16 protein-coding genes are annotated in these 16,426 nt (G+C 74.3%); 8 read left to right on the forward strand and 8 right to left on the reverse strand.

What is annotated here, in order from left to right:
* Window positions 1–2: 2 nt before the first annotated feature.
* On the forward strand, window positions 3–1,646 hold the full coding sequence (locus tag ABZ659_RS31305) for a serine/threonine-protein kinase (RefSeq protein ID WP_360226698.1): 1,644 nt from the start codon (window positions 3–5) through the stop codon (window positions 1,644–1,646).
* 38 nt (window positions 1,647–1,684) lie between these two features.
* Here ABZ659_RS31305 and ABZ659_RS31310 read toward each other — a convergent pair whose 3' ends face one another.
* Complete coding sequence (locus ABZ659_RS31310; protein WP_360226701.1) at window positions 1,685–2,488, reverse strand: SGNH/GDSL hydrolase family protein; 804 nt, start codon at window positions 2,486–2,488, stop codon at window positions 1,685–1,687.
* Window positions 2,489–2,810: 322 nt separating this feature from the next.
* Between ABZ659_RS31310 and ABZ659_RS31315 the strand changes: the two genes are divergently transcribed.
* Complete coding sequence (locus ABZ659_RS31315) at window positions 2,811–3,905, forward strand: DUF5925 domain-containing protein (protein ID WP_360226704.1); 1,095 nt, start codon at window positions 2,811–2,813, stop codon at window positions 3,903–3,905.
* Between the two features lie 177 nt (window positions 3,906–4,082).
* On the opposite strand, the gene ABZ659_RS31320 is transcribed toward ABZ659_RS31315, so the two are convergent.
* The gene (locus ABZ659_RS31320) at window positions 4,083–4,457 is read right to left on the reverse strand and encodes a GntR family transcriptional regulator (RefSeq protein WP_360226707.1); all 375 of its coding nucleotides are present in this window, start codon (window positions 4,455–4,457) and stop codon (window positions 4,083–4,085) included.
* A 69-nt stretch (window positions 4,458–4,526) separates the two neighbouring features.
* Here ABZ659_RS31320 and ABZ659_RS31325 point away from each other — a divergent pair, with 69 nt between their 5' ends.
* Both ABZ659_RS31325 and ABZ659_RS31330 read left to right on the forward strand, forming a co-directional pair.
* On the forward strand, window positions 4,527–5,456 hold the full coding sequence (locus ABZ659_RS31325) for a GNAT family N-acetyltransferase (RefSeq protein ID WP_360226710.1): 930 nt from the start codon (window positions 4,527–4,529) through the stop codon (window positions 5,454–5,456).
* The gene (locus ABZ659_RS31330) at window positions 5,437–5,937 is read left to right on the forward strand and encodes a DUF402 domain-containing protein (RefSeq protein WP_360226713.1); all 501 of its coding nucleotides are present in this window, start codon (window positions 5,437–5,439) and stop codon (window positions 5,935–5,937) included. The genes ABZ659_RS31325 and ABZ659_RS31330 overlap by 20 nt, the downstream gene beginning before the upstream one ends.
* A gap of 159 nt (window positions 5,938–6,096) precedes the next feature.
* Here the strand turns inward: ABZ659_RS31330 and ABZ659_RS31335 are convergent, their stop codons facing one another.
* Complete coding sequence (locus tag ABZ659_RS31335) at window positions 6,097–6,741, reverse strand: class I SAM-dependent methyltransferase (RefSeq protein ID WP_360226716.1); 645 nt, start codon at window positions 6,739–6,741, stop codon at window positions 6,097–6,099.
* A 111-nt stretch (window positions 6,742–6,852) separates the two neighbouring features.
* Here ABZ659_RS31335 and ABZ659_RS31340 point away from each other — a divergent pair, with 111 nt between their 5' ends.
* Window positions 6,853–6,996, forward strand: coding sequence for a hypothetical protein (locus tag ABZ659_RS31340; protein WP_360226719.1), 144 nt, complete (start codon window positions 6,853–6,855; stop codon window positions 6,994–6,996).
* A gap of 19 nt (window positions 6,997–7,015) precedes the next feature.
* Here ABZ659_RS31340 and ABZ659_RS31345 read toward each other — a convergent pair whose 3' ends face one another.
* Window positions 7,016–7,477 (reverse strand): GNAT family N-acetyltransferase, encoded by a 462-nt coding sequence (locus tag ABZ659_RS31345; RefSeq protein ID WP_360226722.1) that lies wholly within the window; start codon window positions 7,475–7,477, stop codon window positions 7,016–7,018.
* A 170-nt stretch (window positions 7,478–7,647) separates the two neighbouring features.
* Between ABZ659_RS31345 and ABZ659_RS31350 the strand changes: the two genes are divergently transcribed.
* Window positions 7,648–8,706: a lytic polysaccharide monooxygenase gene (locus ABZ659_RS31350; RefSeq protein ID WP_360226725.1), complete on the forward strand. Its 1,059-nt coding sequence runs from the start codon at window positions 7,648–7,650 to the stop codon at window positions 8,704–8,706.
* 70 nt (window positions 8,707–8,776) lie between these two features.
* Here the strand turns inward: ABZ659_RS31350 and ABZ659_RS31355 are convergent, their stop codons facing one another.
* The gene (locus ABZ659_RS31355; RefSeq protein ID WP_360226728.1) at window positions 8,777–9,634 is read right to left on the reverse strand and encodes an alpha/beta fold hydrolase; all 858 of its coding nucleotides are present in this window, start codon (window positions 9,632–9,634) and stop codon (window positions 8,777–8,779) included.
* 144 nt (window positions 9,635–9,778) lie between these two features.
* A complete protein-coding gene (locus tag ABZ659_RS31360) occupies window positions 9,779–10,225 on the reverse strand; it encodes a MarR family winged helix-turn-helix transcriptional regulator (RefSeq protein WP_360226731.1) in 447 nt (148 codons plus the stop codon).
* A 106-nt stretch (window positions 10,226–10,331) separates the two neighbouring features.
* Here ABZ659_RS31360 and ABZ659_RS31365 point away from each other — a divergent pair, with 106 nt between their 5' ends.
* Window positions 10,332–10,706 (forward strand): cupin domain-containing protein, encoded by a 375-nt coding sequence (locus ABZ659_RS31365; protein ID WP_360226734.1) that lies wholly within the window; start codon window positions 10,332–10,334, stop codon window positions 10,704–10,706.
* Window positions 10,707–10,718: 12 nt separating this feature from the next.
* Here the strand turns inward: ABZ659_RS31365 and ABZ659_RS31370 are convergent, their stop codons facing one another.
* Window positions 10,719–11,681 carry a hypothetical protein gene (locus ABZ659_RS31370; RefSeq protein WP_360226737.1) on the reverse strand — a complete coding sequence of 321 codons (963 nt, stop codon included), beginning with the start codon at window positions 11,679–11,681 and terminating at the stop codon, window positions 10,719–10,721.
* The gene (locus ABZ659_RS31375; protein ID WP_360226740.1) at window positions 11,678–15,175 is read right to left on the reverse strand and encodes a DNA polymerase III subunit alpha; all 3,498 of its coding nucleotides are present in this window, start codon (window positions 15,173–15,175) and stop codon (window positions 11,678–11,680) included. Before ABZ659_RS31375 ends, ABZ659_RS31370 begins: the two co-directional genes overlap by 4 nt.
* 136 nt (window positions 15,176–15,311) lie before the next feature.
* Between ABZ659_RS31375 and ABZ659_RS31380 the strand changes: the two genes are divergently transcribed.
* Window positions 15,312–16,334, forward strand: coding sequence for a DUF3533 domain-containing protein (locus ABZ659_RS31380; protein WP_360226743.1), 1,023 nt, complete (start codon window positions 15,312–15,314; stop codon window positions 16,332–16,334).
* Window positions 16,335–16,426: the final 92 nt, after the last annotated feature.

The raw sequence follows: 16,426 nt of genomic DNA on the forward strand, positions 1-16,426 counted from the left end.
CCATGCGGCCTGTGCGAAGGGGGGTGCCCGTGACCGAGACCCCGGGCGGCGCACGTGTGATCGCGGGACGCTACCGCCTGTTGTCCCCGCTCGGTGAGGGCGGGATGGGGACCGTGTGGCGCGCCCGGGACGAGGTGCTGGCCCGCGAGGTCGCCGTCAAGGAGGTGCGGGCCCCGCACGGGCTGCCCGCCGCCGACGTCGAGCGGCTGTACGCCCGCCTGGAGCGGGAGGCGTGGGCCGCGGCCCGGGTCGCCCACCGCAACGTGGTGACGGTGTACGACGTGGCCACCGACGAGGGCCGCCCCTGGATCGTGATGGAGCTGGTCCGGGGGATCTCACTGGCGGAACTCCTGGAGGCGGAGGGCCCGTTGGAGCCGCGGCGGGCGGCGCACATCGGCGCCGAGGTGCTGGCCGCGCTGCGCGCCGCGCACGAGGCCGGGGTGCTGCACCGGGACGTGAAACCCGCCAACGTGCTGCTGTCGAACGACGGCCGGGTGGTGCTGACGGACTTCGGGATCGCCACGGTGGAGGGCACCTCGGCGCTGACGATGACCGGCGAGGTGATCGGCTCGCCGGAGTTCCTCGCCCCGGAGCGCGCGCTCGGGCGCAAGCCGGGTCCGGAGTCGGACCTGTGGTCGCTCGGGGTGCTGCTGTACGCGGCCGTCGAGGGGGACTCGCCGTTCCGGCAGAGCACCCCGCTGAACACCCTGCGCGCCATCGTGGACGAGGAGTTGCCGCCGCCGCGCCGGGCGGGACCGCTCGCCGGGGTGATCGCGGGGCTGCTGCGCAAGGACCCGGCGCGGCGGCTCTCCGCCGACCGGGCCGAGCGGGACCTGCGCCTGGTCGGCGCCGGGGGCACCCCCCGGGCGGACAGCGCGGACGCGGCGCCGTACGCGCCGACCGTCGTCGCGCACCGCCAGCCGCCCGCGCCGACGCGTCCCGTCCCGCCCCCGCCGCCGACGACGCCCGTCGGCACGGCCTCGACCTCCAGCACACCGCCCGGCCGGGACCGCCGTACCGCCGCCGTCCTGATCGCGGGGCTCGTCGCCCTGGCGCTGGCGATCGGCGGGCTGACGTACGCGCTGCTGAACAGCGGTGCGGACGACGACGGGGGGCACGCGGAGGGGTCCAGTGCGGGCACCGGGCGGCCGGAGTCGTCGCCGACGACGGATGACGGGGCGGGCGGTGGGGCGTCGAGCGCGGAGCCGACGCCGTCCCCGACGCCGAGTCGGAGCGGGAGCGAGGAGGAGCCGACGACGGCCGCGCCGCAGTCGGTGCGCGTCAGTGTCGCCGGGGCCCGCACGGAGTACGCGGGTCCGTGTCCGCCGTCGAGGGAGGAGGCGCCCTCGTTCACGGCGACGTTCACGGTGGGGCGGGTGCCCGCGGAGGTCGACTACCGCTGGGTCACGCGGCACGGCGAACTGTCCGACTCGGGCTGGAAGACGCTGTCGTTCCCGGCGGACGGGGCGCGGATCCGGCAGGACCAGGTGGTCGTGACGACGTACGCCGCGGGCGGCACGTACGAGGACGAGGTCAGGGTCGAGGTGCGCGACCCGGTGCGCGCGACGTCGAACGCGGTCGCCTTCTCGGTGACCTGTGTGACGGAGACCCCGACGGACGGGGCCTCCGCGTCATACAGTCCCTGAACACGCCCCCGGGAAGGCGTGTTCGAACAGCCGGGGGGTCAGGCGGCGTTGCGGAAGACGGGCAGGTAACCACCCGACTGGCCGTTGGCGGTCGGGTGGTACGACTCGCCGATGTTCAGCCAGTTGACGCTGTGCAGCCAGGCGCTGCCGGAGCAGAGTTCGTGGCCGGTGAAGGTGGTGCGGACGTCGCCGAAGGTGAAGCCGTACGCGGCGGCACGCTGGGCGATGACGCTGTTCAGCAGGTCGGATGCCTGGTTGATGGCGCTGCGCTTGGTCTGCGACAGGCCCAGGCACGTGGTGCCGAGCTTGTAGAAGCGGGGGTAGCCGAGGACGACGACGTGGGCGGACGGGGCCCGGTTGCGGATCGCCGTGTACACGTTGTTGAGCTTGCCGGGCAGGGTGTTGCTGACGTACGAGCGGGCGGTGTTGACGCGGTCCAGGCAGCCGCTGTCGGACGAGAGCACACAGGTCGTCATGACGTCGGCGAACCCGGCGTCGTTGCCGCCGATGCTGATGGAGACCAGGCCGGTGCCGGAGCCGAGCCCGCCGAGCTGTCCGGCGAGAACTTCATCCGTTCGGGCGCCCGAGCAGGCGGCGAAGTTGAACGACGAGGGTGAGTTCGCGGCGGCCCACAGGTAGGGGTACGCCTTCGTGCTGCGCTTGCAGTCGCCGCTGGAGCTGATGTAGCTGCCCGCGCCGACACCGGAGGAGTAGGAGTCACCCAGCGCCACATAGCCGGTAGCGGCGCTTTCCGCGGCCTGCGCGGCCGTGGCTCCGGTGAGAGCCGCGGTGACCGCGAAGAGCGCCGAAGTCAGGAACACGAAAAATCGGGAACGTCTCATGGAACCTCCCTTTAGCAGGATCGCTGCGTTGACCTTGGTACCAGCTACGCGTGTTGACTGGAAGTGTCCATGCCAAAACTTCTGCCGCCGACCCCCACCCGATGCCCCCTTATTCATGACTTGTTCGATTACTTCGACCAGGTCGATTACGTGTTCATGACAGCTTTGCTGACAGCGGCTCACGTCTGTCGTCCCCAGCGGGAGTCGGCTCCACGCTTGATCCCGACAGGGTGACGGCAGAGGCTCCGGACGGACACCGGACACTTTCCGCGCACCGCGGAAACCGGGTGCGGGCGGCGCCCCGTTGCCCGATCATGGCGACATGTCTGCGAACCCTCACGACGCGCTGCCGATCCGGCTCAACGTCGACGACAGCGACTCGCCCGCCGATGTCGTCGACGCGCTGTTCCTCGGCCGCTTCGCCACGGGCGAGCAGCCGTACTCCCACTCCTCCAACATCGACCGGGTGCGCTCCGGCGCGACACTGCTGCCGCAGAACGCGCGCGTGCTGCGCATGGCCCGCGACGACGACCGCAGCGCCACCCTCGCCGAGGGCGACGGCTGGACCCTGCTGGTCTCCCGCTGGAACCGCGGTGCCGACGTCACGGTGACGGCGACCACCGCCGAACTGGCAGCGAAGGTGCTGGACGAGGCCACCGAAGGCGCGGCCGACGAGCCCGAACCGCAGCCGGAGAACGTGACGATGGGCTTCTGGTACGTCTCCCCGCGCCGCGGCCCGCACCGCACCACCCGGCAGATCTCCGCGGGCACCTGGGAGGAGGTCCGCCCCAACTACACCGCGCCGGTCGCGGACGCCATGGACCGGCTGATGAAGACCACGCCCGAGGACATCGCGGGCCGCCTGCTCCTGCTGCACGGCCCGCCCGGCACCGGCAAGACGTCGGCACTGCGCACCCTGGCCCGGTCCTGGCGGGACTGGTGCCAGGTCGACTGCGTCCTCGACCCCGAGCGGCTCTTCTCCGACGTCGGCTACCTGATGGACATCGCGATCGGCGAGGACGACTCCACCGGCAAGGGCCGCTGGCGGCTGCTGCTCCTGGAGGACTGCGACGAACTGATCCGCGGCGAGGCCAAGCACACCGCGGGCCAGGCCCTGTCCCGGCTGCTGAACCTCACCGACGGCCTGCTCGGCCAGGGCCGCAACGTCCTGGTCGGCGTCACCACCAACGAGGACCTGGAACGCCTGCACCCCGCCGTCGTCCGCCCCGGCCGCTGCCTCGCCCGCATCGAGGTCGGCCCGCTCACCCGCGCCGAGTCGGTGGCCTGGCTCGGCACCGAGGAGGGCGTCGGCCGCGAGGGCGCCACCCTGGCAGAGCTGTACGCCCTACGCCGCGGCACCTCCCCGACGTCCCTACCGGAACCACGCGGCGAGGCGGACGCGGGCCTGTACCTGTGAACCACCGCGTGCCTGGAGCCACGCGGGCGCGACCAGCGGACCAACGGCACGCCCCCACCCGACGCCCACACGCACTCCCCAGCGGCGCGGGGCCGTATCACTTCGCGGCTGCCGCCGCGCGGGCGCGACAGGTCACCACGCATCCGCACCCGGCACCACGCCGAACCCCCGGCCCCCTCACCCGTAAGCGGCTCGCAGCGCGTCCCGCACCGCGGCCACCGCGTCCCCCTCCGAAACCCCCAACCGCCGGGCCCGCAGGGCGTACGCCTCCGCCGCCACGGCGACCTCACGCTCCGCCGCCGACCCCGCCGCGGCGACGAACGTGCCGTTGCGCCCCCGCGTCTCCACCACCCCGTCCGTCTCCAGCGCCCGGTACGCCTTGGCGACGGTGTTCGCCGCCAGCCCCAGCGACTCGGCCAGCCCCCGCACGGTCGGCAGCCGGTATCCCACCGGCAGCGCACCCGACCGCGCCTGCGCGGAGATCTGCGCCCGCACCTGCTCGTAGGGCGGCCCGGCCGCGGCACTCTCATCGATCTGGATCCTCAACGTCACGCGCCGATTGTCCCGCACCCCCGGAAAATGAGAGGCACCCCGGCAGGCCGCCCCGTAGCGTGCCGCCATATGACAGTGATCGTGCGCGCCCTGCGCCCCGAGGTCACCGCCGACGCCGAGGGGTTCGCCCATGTCCGGCACGTCGCGGTGCCGTACATGATGTCCACCCCGGCCTCGGTGGTGCACAGCGTGACCCACGCCCACCCGGACGCCCGCCACCTCGCCCTCGTCGCGGAGCGGCACGGCGAGATCGTCGGCACCGCCCAGGTCGGCCTGGTCCCGGAGAGCCCCGAGCCGGGTCAGGGCTACCTCAACGTGTACGTGCACCCGGAGCACACCCGGCACGGCGCGGGCTCGCTGCTGGTGCGCACCGCGGAGGAGCACCTGGCGGCGCACGGCGCGACGCGACTGCTCAGCTGGGTGCTGGACGCCCCCGGCAACCGCGCCTTCGCCGAGGCCCACGGCTACCGCCCCAGCCGCTCGGCGCACCTGCTCCGCCTCGACCTGGCGCACGGCACCCTGCCCCCGCGTCAGACCCCGCCCCCCGGCGTCGAGCTGCGCACCGCCACCGACTACGCCGCCGACCCGCGCCCGGTGTTCGAGCTGGACGCGGAGGCCAGCTCCGACGAACCCGGTGACGTGGACGTCACGATGACCGACTACGAGGCGTGGCTGACGGAGACCTGGCGCCACCCGCTCCTCGACCTGGAGCTGACCTCGGTCGCCGTGGTCGACGGCCGCCCGGCCGCGTTCAGCGCCGCGTACACGGACGGCGGCACCCGCTACGCCACCGCGATGACCGGCACGGGCCGCGCCTACCGGGGCCGCGGCCTCGCCAAGCTCGCCAAGAACGACTCCCTGCACCGGGCCCGCGCCGCCGGGTACACGGAGGCGTTCACCGGCAACGACGCGGGCAACGGCCCGATGCTGGCGATCAACAAGTGGTTCGGCTACGACATCTGCGCGACGGAGGTGCGCCATGTCCGCGAACTCGGCTGACCGGCCACGGCAGGTGGACGTCGTCCTGGTCAAGGCGGGCCGTACGAAGATCCGTTACCCGGCGGAGCTGCTGGCCGACGACGGTACGCGCGTCACCGTCCGGGCGCCCTGGGCGGGCTCCGGCACCCGCGACTTCGGCTTCGTCCGCTTCGAGCCGGGCGACGTCTTCACGGAGCACTACTGGCGGGACCGCTGGTACTCCGTGAAGGAGGTCAGGACCGCGACCGGCACGCTGAAGGGCTGGTACTGCGACATCACCCGCCCCGCCGCGCTGACCGGCGCCGAACTGGTCGTGGAGGACCTCGACCTGGACCTGTGGCGCTCCGCGGACGGCACGGACGTACGCCGCCTCGACGAGGACGAGTTCGCCGACAGCGGGCTGGGCGAGCGCGACCCGGAGGCCGCGTCCGCCGCGCTGGCGGCCCTGGACGAACTGGAGTCCAGGGCCCACGGCGGCGACTTCGAGACACTCCTCACCTAGTGCCGCGGCGGGCGACGTCCGCCCCGCCGCGACGCCCGGCACTCCCCCAAGCTCCGCGAGCAGGGGACCCCCACTCGCCGCACCGGCCGAAAGCCCGAGTACACCCAGGACGGGGGCTTCCGGCCGGCACGAGGAGAGCACGCACCGGACGCCGCTCCTTCACGGGCAGACATCGCCTGCCGCGGCACTGGCCACGACGGCGTACCGCTCGTCCTCGACCTCCCGCCCCCACAGCAGCGGGTCGTCGGAGAGCCGCTCCAGGTGGACGCGCTCGGCGAGCGGGGCGAGGAGGGCGGTGAGCCGGTCGGCCGGGATGCCGACCGGGCTGACCGTGCCCCACACGCCCTCCACCAGCACCAGCCGCCCGCCCGGCCGCAGCAGCCCGCGCCAGTGCCGCAGCGCGCGGCCGGGGTCGGGCAGGGCCCACAGCACGTGCCGGACGAGGACGGTGTCGTAGCGCTGCTCGCCCACGGGCGGCGCCGCCGCGTCACCGACCAGGAACGCGGCGTCACGCCCGGCGAGCTTGGCGCGCGCCCGGGCCACCATCGCCGGGGAGAGGTCGACGCCGGTGACCCGGTGTCCCCGCTCGGCGGCGAGGAGTGCCAGGCTGCCGGTGCCGCAGCCGAGGTCGAGCAGGTCACAGGGGTGCTCGGGCAGCCAGGCCCGCAGCCGCTCCGCCCAGGCGCCGCGCACGGCGGGGTCGCGCAGCCCGTGGTCGGGCTCGTCGTCGAAGGCGGCGGCCCGCGCGTCCCAGTCCACGCCCGTGGTGTCCCGGTGGCCCGGGTGGTCCGTGTGTTCCGTCATGCCCCAAGAGTGACACCCGCCACTGACAGAGCGGTGGCGATGAGGAACCCTCCCCGAAAGGGTCTACCTCCGTGACGACACGGAACACGGTAGGCACTGAAGGAGGCAGCCATGCGCCGAGTGACCGTGCACAAGCCCCCGAGGAAGACGGACGCCCGCAGGCTCCGCGAGGAGGCCGACGACTCCCCGGCGGAACGACCCGAGGTGCGCGGGGACGTCGCGCGCACCTGGTGGCCGGACGGCGGACGACCGTAGCCCCCGCCCCCGACACGCCTCACCGGCCGTCCGGCTCCAGCCGCTTGCGGTAGTGGAGCCGGTCGTACGGCCCGTCCACACGCCGCTCCACGACCTCGTACCCGTACTTCGGGTAGATCTCCTGGTTCTCCCACATCATCGCGTTGGTGTAGAGCCTGATCTCGGGCAGCCCGAGCGCACGCGCGCGTGCGTCCACGAACCGCAGCAGCCGCCGTCCCACCCCCGTGCCGTGCGCGTCGGGGTGGACGGCGACGCTGTCCAGGAACAGGTGGTCCGGGTACGCCCGTAGCACCACCAGGCCCACCACCGGGGTCCCGGTGACGAACACCCGCCCCGCGGCCACGTCCGCCGCGTGGTCCGCCCGCACGGGCCGCGGCACCACCCCGATGCGCGCCAGGTAGGGGTGGTAGGCGGCGTCCGTCACGGCCCGCACGGCCGGGACGTCGGCGGCCACGGCCGGTCGGACGTCGTCATCTGCCATACCCGCACGGTAACTACCTCAGCCCAGCCTGAGCACTCCCTTAAAGCGACCATAAGGATCTCCTCCCGCGGCCTCCGGCGGGCGATTCGGCGGCGTCCCGGGGCTAACTTCTGATCACCCCCACGGGATCCACCAGCCCCCCATGTCGCCGTTCCGTCTCAGGAGTCCCCATGCCCGCACGCCGCAAGGCCGCCGCAGCCGCCGTCCTCGGGATCGCCCCGCTCGCCCTCACCGCGCTCGGCGCGGCGCCCGCCACCGCGCACGGCTCGATGGGCGACCCGGTCAGCCGGGTCGCGCAGTGCTACGCGGAGGGACCGGAGAGCCCCCGGTCCGACGCGTGCGGGGCGGCGGTGGCGGCGGGCGGCACCCAGGCGCTCTACGACTGGAACGGTATCCGCATCGGCGACGCGGCCGGACGGCACCAGACGCTCATCCCCGACGGCAAGCTGTGCAGCGCGAACAACGAGGAGTTCAAGGGCCTCGACCTGGCCCGCGCCGACTGGCCCGCGACCAGCGTCAGCAGCGGCGCGTACACCTTCAAGTACCGGGTGACGGCGCCGCACAAGGGCACCTTCAAGGTGTACCTCACCAAGCCCGGCTACGACCCGTCCCAGCCGCTCGCCTGGGACGACCTCGACCTGGCCGACCCGGTGGCGACCGTCACCGACCCGGCCGCGGCGGGCGGCTTCTACACGTTCTCCGGCACCCTGCCCGAGCGCTCCGGCCAGCACCTGCTGTACGCGGTGTGGCAGCGCTCGGACAGCCCGGAGGCGTTCTACTCCTGCTCCGACGTCACCTTCGGCGGCAGCACGGCCGGCGGCGGTACGGCCGACGGCGGCGACCCGGCGGACGAGGGCACCGGCACGGACGCCGACGGCGGCGCCGCCGCCTCCGCGCCCGCCACCTCCGCGCCCGCCGCCTCCGCCCCCTCCGACGAGCAGGTGGAGGCAGCCGCCGAGCACTCGACCGTCGAGAACCACGGCCACGGCGACGACGACCCGGAGACGACCACGGCCCCCGGGGCGGGCACGGACACGGCCACGTCCGAAGGGACGACCGCCAACGAGCCGAAGGCGGCGGGCAGTACGGCCAACCTCGCCGAGACCGGCGGCGACGGCACCACCCCGTACCTCGCGGTGGGCGGCGCCGCGGCGCTGGCGGTCGGCGCGGCGGCCCTGTTCGCGTCGGTGCGGCGGCGCGCGGTGGTCGGCGGACGGCACGGCCGCTGACCCGGGGGAAAGGCACGGGGCCCGACGGGCGGCTCAGGCCGGTCGGACCCCGGCGGTACGGCGGGGTCCGTCAGCTGAACACCGACGCGCAGGTGGTGGGCTGGGCGTGCGCCGGGTCGAGCGCGTTGGCCACCTCGTGGAAGGCGATCCGGTCGACCAGCGCGATCGCCAGGTGCTCGGAGAGGTCGACGGGACAGAGGTCCTGGAGCAGGACGTTGCGGACGCCGGGCCCGTCCAGGAACTGGCTGCGGTACGGGGTGGCCACCTGGTCGTACTTGGTGGCGATGACCGTGTAGCGGACGCCGGGCACGGTGTCGCCGCCCTCGTTGAGCTTGGTCAGGAAGGCGGAGCCGGGTATCTGGTCGGCCAGGCCCGGGGTGGCCGCGGAGACCAGGTCCTCGGCGCCGGGGAAGTACGGCAGCAGCTTCGTCAGGCCGCTCAGGGTCGCGCCGTGGTTGTCGGGGGCGATGCCGACCAGGGCGTTGACCTCGGCGGCGCCGCCGAGGAACTTCAGGTAGTAGCGCGGCATCATGCCGCCCTGCGAGTGGCCGACGAGGTCGGCCTCGGCGGCGCCGGTCGCGGCGAGCACCTGGTCGACGAACGCGTCCAGCTGTTCCGCCGACTTGTCGATGGGCCCGAGGCCGTGGAAGAACGGCACGCCGGGGAGCTGGCCGTAGTCGAGGGAGAAGACGCAGTACCCGCGGTGCGTCAGGTACGGCGCGAGGCCCAGCCAGTTGTCGACGGAGTTGCCGAGGGTGCCGTGCACCAGGACGACGGGGCGGGGGTGGGCGGCGGAGGGCTTGCAGGAGTAGTTGTTCCATCCGCTGCTGGGCGCGTCGGTGGCCTGCGCGGTGGCGGGGACGAGGGCGGCGGTGGCGGCTAGCAGGAGTGCGGCGATGGGTCTCATCGCCCGCTTCCAGGGCAGCATCGAGTGATCTCCTTGCGGCTCAAAGGGGAGTGGGGACTGCCGTACGCCCTGTGATCCGGATCACGGGATGCTCTTGTTCACCCGTTAAGTTACGGCCCAGTAGTGAACGTTGAGAAGTTACGCGTCAGTAAAAACTTCCACCGCTCACCAGACGGGCCTCAGCGGCCCACCCGGCGCCACCCGTCCCAGCCGCCCCGCCAGCGCCCGCACTTCGCCCTCGCCCAGCACCGCGCCCCACTCCGCGACGACCTCCGCCGCCGCCTCCTCCGCGGCCCGCGTGCAGGCCCACCCGCGTTCGGTCAGCACGACCAGCCGGGCCCGCGCGTCCCGCGGGTGCGCGCGCCGCTCGACGTACCCCTTGCGTACCAACTCGTCGACGAGCTGGCTCGCCGCCTGCTTGGTCACACCGAGGTGCGCGGCCAGATCGGTCACCGTCGCCCCGTGCGGGGCGAGCCGGGTGAAGGCGAACCCGTAGGCGGGCCGCCCCTCGAAGCCACGGGCGACGACCCCCTCGTTGATGCGCCGCGTCAGCTCCCCCGCGGCGGCGAGCAGGGCGGCGGTCAGGGACAGGGCGTCGGCGGAGTTCTGCACCAGGGCATTGAAACACCCTTGACGAAATGGTCAAGCAGCTTGACCATAAGCCCGTCACGCGAAGTCAAGCTCCTTGACTACCCACTCCCAGAGAGGCCACCCGCCCATGCCCGTCGTCCGCTCCTCCGAAGCCGTCACCCACGAACTGCACGGCGCCCGCTTCGTCTCGTACGCCGCCCCCCGCACCGGCGGCCGGGAGCTGTGCGCCTGGCGCGGCGAGGTCCCCGCCGGCACCAGGGCGCCCGCGCACTCCGTCAGCCGGGAGGAGGTCCTGCACCTGCTCGACGGCGAGCTGCTGGTCACCCTCGACGGCCGTACCGAGCGCGTCACCGCGGGTGACACGGTGATCGTCAACGCCGGTTCCGTCCTCACCGTGGAGAACCCCACCGACCGGCCCGCCGTCACCTGGGTCACCACCTCCCTCGGCATGACGGCGGAACTGGCGGACGGCACCCGCGTCGCCCCGCCGTGGACCCACTGACCGCCGGGGCGCCTACGCCGCCAGCCGCCCCGCCATCACCGCCCGCGGCCCGAACCTCGCCCGCGCGCGGTCCGCGACCTCCTCGATGCGGCGGACCTTCTCGTCCACGGGGTCGAAGGTGAGCTGGTGGGCGGCCCGTTCGGCGGCACCGAGGCCCTCGGCGCGCAGGGCGACCGCCCGGACCCGGGCGCGCTGGAGGCCGAGCGCCTCGTACATGTCGTAGGCCGCGCGGGTCAGGGCGGGTGAGTGGGCGGTCGGCTCGGGCAGGGTGCGGGAGCGGGTGGTGGCGGACCGGTCGGCGTAGCGCACGGTCAGGGTCACGGTACGGCAGACCTTCTCCACGGCGCGCAGCCGGGCGCCCAGTTCCCCGGCGGCGGAGAGCAGGGCGCGGCGGTGGCGTTCGGGGTCCAGCTCGTCGCGGTCGAAGCGGCGCTCCTCCACCAGGGACCGGGAGACGCCGTTCGGCACCACCCGCCCGCGGTCGACGCCGTTGGCCTTCTCGCGCAGCTCGCGGCCCGCCCTGGCGCCGACCAGCCGCTGGAGCGTGGACAGCGGCGCGGTGGCGACCCGGCCGAGGGTGTCGAGGCCGTACTCGCACAGGGTGCGCGCGGTCGCGGCGCCGACGCCGGGGAGCGCGGTGACGGGCAGGTCGGCGATGCCGTCCGGGCCCGCGGGCAGCACCCCGGTGACGCCGGGGCGGGCGTCGCGCAGCGCCATCCGGGCCAGCATCGTTCCGGGTCCGGCGCCGATCGCGCAGTCCACGCCGTACCGGGCGAGCGCGCGGACGCGGATCACGGCGGCCAGCTCCACCGCCGTACGCCCGAAGTACCGTTCGGCGCCGCTCAGGTCGGCCAGCGCGCCGTCGGGCGGCAGCGCCTCGACGACGGGGGTGAACTCCTCCAGCAGCCCGAGCAGCCCCGGCAGGGCGGCCTCCTGCGTGGGCGGCAGCTGGAAACGTACGCAGAGGATCGTCATCCCGCACTCCCCGGACTCTGGTGCCACAACTTCCTTCCCACCGCGGGTCCTTCGCCCGCGGGGCGCAGATCGGCCCAGGGGTGCATCTCGTACCCCGTGGACATGCGGACGCGCCGCTGTTCCCTCGCGTCCTGGGCGGCGGAGCCCGCCGGTGCGGGGGCGCCCTCGGACCCGGCGAGGCGCCGTCGCGCGGGCCCTTCGCCGTCGTCGTCGGGCGCGGCAACGGCGCCGGACCCCGCGGCCAGCCGTGCCGCGACCCCCTCCAGGCCCTCCTCCCGCCGTACCTCCAGCAGGTCGGCGAGGTTCCAGGCCGCCGCGCCCACCACGCTGAAGCTGCGCGGGCCGCGGCGCTGCACGACCCCGCGGACCAGCAGCAGCCAGGAGTGGAAGACGGTGTGGGCGCAGGCGTCGTGGGAGTCGTCGAAGAAGGCGAGGTCGACCAGTCCGGTGCCGTCGTCCAGGGTGGAGAAGATGACCCGCTTGCCGGACCGGACGGGCGGCGTCTGGGTGGCCGCCTTGGCGCCGGCGACCAGCACCGTCTCCCCGTGCCGCGCCTCGCGCAGCCGTCGGGCGGAGAGGACGCCCAGCTCGTCGAGGAACGCCCGGTGGTCGTCCATCAGGTGCCGGGAGGCGTCCATGGAGAGCACGCCCAGCTCGGCGCTGAGCTTCTCCGCCTCGGACAGGTCGGGCAGTCCGGCGGAGGCGGTACGGCGGCCCCCGGCGAGGGGGAGCTGGTCGCCGCGTCCGCCGCGGGCGCCGCGGTGCAGTTCGGTCAGGTGCAGCTGGAGGTCGCGCCGGTTGGCGCCGAACGCGTCCAGCGCGCCGACCTGGGCGAGCCGCTGGGCGATGGGGCGGCTGGGGCGGGCGCGTTCCCAGAAGTCGAGCAGGGAGGCGTACGGCTGGCCGTCCGCGATCCGCGCCGCCTCGGTCTCGCTGATGCCGTGCACGTCGGAGAGGGCGAGCCGCAGCCCCCACTTACCGGACACCAGTTCGATACGGTGAGCGACCCCTGACTTGTTCACGTCCAGCGGCAGCACCGGCACGCCCCGCCGCCGCGCGTCCGCCAGCAGCAGCCGCTTCGGGTACATCCCGGGGTCGTGCGTGAGCAGCCCCGCGTAGAAGGCGGCCGGGTGGTGGGCCTTCAGCCACGCGGACTGGTACGTCGGGACGGCGAACGCGACCGCGTGCGCCTTGCAGAAGCCGTAGGAGCCGAACGCCTCGACGGTCTCCCAGGTTCGCTGAATCGTTTCTGCGTCGTAGCCCCGGGCCGCCGCGTGCTGCGCGAACCAGACCCGGATCCGCCCCTGCGACTCCGGGTCGGACAGCCCGCGCCGCACCCGGTCCGCCTCGTCGCGCCCGCAGCCGGTCAGCACGTCGACGATGTGGATGACCTGCTCGTGGAAGACGACGACCCCGTACGTCTCCTTCAGCGGCCCCTCCAGGTCCGGGTGCGGGTAGCGCGCGGGCGCCCGCCCGTGCCGGGCCTCGACGAACGGCCGCACCATGTCGGCGGCGACCGGCCCCGGCCGGAACAGCGAGATGTCCACCACCAGGTCGTGGAAGGTCGCGGGCTGGAGCCGCCCGACCAGGTCGCGCTGGCCCGGCGACTCGATCTGGAAGCACCCCAGCGTCTCGGCCGACCGGATCAGCCGGTACGTCGCCGGGTCGCCGTCCGGCACCGCGTCCAGGTCGACCCGCTCCCCCGAGGCGCGCTCCACCTCGGCGACCGCGTGCGCCATCGCCGACTGCATCCGCACCCCGAGGACGTCCAGCTTGAGCAGCCCGAGGTCCTCCACGTCGTCCTTGTCGAACTGGGACATGGGGAACCCCTCGCCGCTGGTCGGCACCACCGGCGTACGGGAGAGCAGGGAGGCGTCGGAGAGCAGCACCCCGCACGGGTGCATCGCGACCCCGCGCGGGAGCGCGTCCAGCGCCTCGACCAGCTCCCAGAGCCTGCCGTACCGCTCCCGCTGACCGGCGAGTTCGCGCAGCTCGGGCAGTTCGTCGAGGGCCGCGCGGGCGTCGCGGGCGCGGATGTGCGGGAAGGACTTGGCGATCCGGTCGATGTCGGCGGGGTCCATGGACAGGGCGGCGCCGACGTCCCGGATGGCGTGCCGCACCCGGTACGTCTCCGGCATCGCGACCGTCGCCACCCGCTCGGCGCCGAACCTGCCGATGACCGCCCGGTAGACCTCCAAGCGGCGGGCGGACTCCACGTCGATGTCGATGTCCGGCAGCACCGGGCGCCGCTTGGACAGGAACCGCTCCATCAGCAGCCCGTGCTCGACGGGGTCGGCGTGCGCGATGCCGAGGAGGTGGTTGACGAGGGAGCCCGCGCCGGAGCCGCGCGCGGCCACCCGGACGCCCATCCCCTTCACGTCGTCGACGACCTGGGCGACCGTCAGGAAGTAGGAGGCGAAGCCGTGGTGGGCGATGATGTCCAGCTCCTGGTGCATCCGCTCCCAGTAGGCGCGGCGGCCGGTGTACCCGTACCGCACCATGCCCGCCGCCGCCCGGGAGGCGAGCACCCGCTGGGCCGTGCGCCGCCCGGCGCCGACGAGGTGCGGCTCGGGGAAGTGGACGGTGCCGATGCCGAGGTCGTCCTCGGGGTCGACGAGGCACGCGGCGGCGGTCGCCCGGGTCTGCTCCAGCAGCCGGTGCGCGGCCTCGCGGCGGAAGCCCGCGGCCTCCACGACCCGCTCGGCGGCGCCCAGCATGGCCCCGGCGTCCTTGAGCCACGCCTCGCCGGAGTCGAGCCCCTTGGCCGGGTCGACGGGGACGAGACGGCGGGCGGCGTCCAGCACGTCGGCGACCGGGCCCATGCCGGGGTCGGCGTAGCGGACGGCGTTGCTGAGCACCGGCCGGACCCCCTGCTCGGCGGCGAAGCCGACGGTACGGGCGGCCAGCCGCAGCGAGCCGGGCCCGGTGCCGGTACGGCCGTGCCAGACGGCCTCCAGACGCAGCGCGTCGCCGTACACCTCACGCCAGGGCGCCAGCAGCCGGGCGGCGCGGTCGGGGCGGCCCGCGGTGAGGGCGCGGCCGACGTCGGAATCGGGGCCGAGCAGCACGGTCAGGCCGTCGGCGTGGTTGTCGGGCCAGGTCAGCAGGGGCAGGTCGGGGGCGCGGTGGGCGGCGGTGACCAGGCGGCACAGGTCGGCCCAGCCGTGGGCGCCGTCGCGGGCGAGGAAGGTGACGCGGGGTGTCGACTCGTCGATGAAGGCACCGCCGCGCACGGGGGCCCGACGGCGCCGCTCGGGCCGTACGGCGTCCGGCTCGGGGGCGGCCACCGCCAGCTCCGCCCCGAACAGCGGGCGGACGCCCGCCTTGGCGCAGGCGCGGGCGAACCGTACGGCGCCCGCGACCGTGTCCCGGTCGGTGAGGGCGAGGGCGTCCATACCCCGCTCCCCGGCGCGCTCGGCCAGCCGCTCCGGGTGGGAGGCGCCGTACCGCAGGGAGAACCCGGAGACGGTGTGCAGATGCGTGAAGCCCGGCATCGCGCACCTCCCGCTATCGAACACTCGTTCCCAACCCGCTCACCCCCACCATAGACCAAATTCCGAACATCTGTACGACAGCCGTTCGGACCCCTCCCACCTGCGGAAACACCGTCCACCCCGGACCGTGGGGGACATGACACAGAGCCCGTTCCTCCGCGAGGTGAAGGACGCCGTCACGCCGCGCGCCACCCTGCTCGTCCTCGGTGTGATCGCCCTCCAGGTGCTGTTCATCGCCTCGTACGTGGGGGCCCTGCACGACCCGGAACCGAAGGACGTGCCCTTCGGGGTGGTCGCGCCGGGCGCCGCCGCCGACCAGACGGCGGCCCGGCTGGCGGAGCTGCCCGGCGGTCCGCTGGACCCGCGTACGGTCGCCGACGAGGCGACGGCCCGGCAGCGGATCCTGGACCGGGACCTCGACGGCGCGCTGGTCGTGGACCCCGGTGGCAGCCGGGACACCCTGCTGGTCGCCTCCGGCGGCGGCAGCGCCCTCGCCACCGCCCTGGAGAACCTCGTCACCGAGCTGGAGCGGGCCGAGCGGCGGACGGTCCGGACGGTCGACGTGGCCCCGGCCTCGGACCAGGACTTCGACGGCCTGTCGTCCTTCTACCTGGTGGTCGGCTGGTGCGTCGGCGGCTACCTGTGCGCCTCGATCCTCGCGATCAGCACCGGCGCCCGGCCCGCCAACCCGCGCCGGGCCGCGATCCGGCTGCTGGTGATGGCGCTGGTCGCGATCGTCGGCGGGCTCGGCGGCGCGGTGGTCGTCGGGCCGGTCCTCGGCGCGCTGCCCGGCGCCGTGGTGGACCTGTGGGGGCTCGGCGCGCTGATCACCTTCGCGGTGGGCGCCGCCACGCTCGCCCTCCAGGGCGTCTTCGGGATCGTCGGCATCGGGCTGGCGATCCTGCTGGTGGTGATCGCGGGCAACCCGAGCGCGGGCGGCGCCTTCCCGCTGCCGATGCTGCCGCCGTTCTGGAAGGCGATCGGCCCGGCGCTGCCGCCCGGCGCGGGCACCTGGGCGGCCCGCTCGATCGCCTACTTCAAGGGCAACGACACCACCGTGGCGCTGCTGGTGCTGTGGGCGTGGGCGGTGGTGGGCGTCGCGGTGACGATGCTGGCGGCGCTGCTGCGGCTCAGGCGCCGGGAGGCGGAGCTGCCCTGAGGGCGCGCCTCGATGCCCTGAGGTCCCGCCCCTCGCGCGCGGGGCGGGACCTCAGGCGGGGTGCCCGCGGCGTTGTCGTGGACGACGACGGT

This window comes from Streptomyces sp. NPDC006997 (assembly GCF_040635175.1).
Taxonomy (GTDB): domain Bacteria; phylum Actinomycetota; class Actinomycetes; order Streptomycetales; family Streptomycetaceae; genus Streptomyces.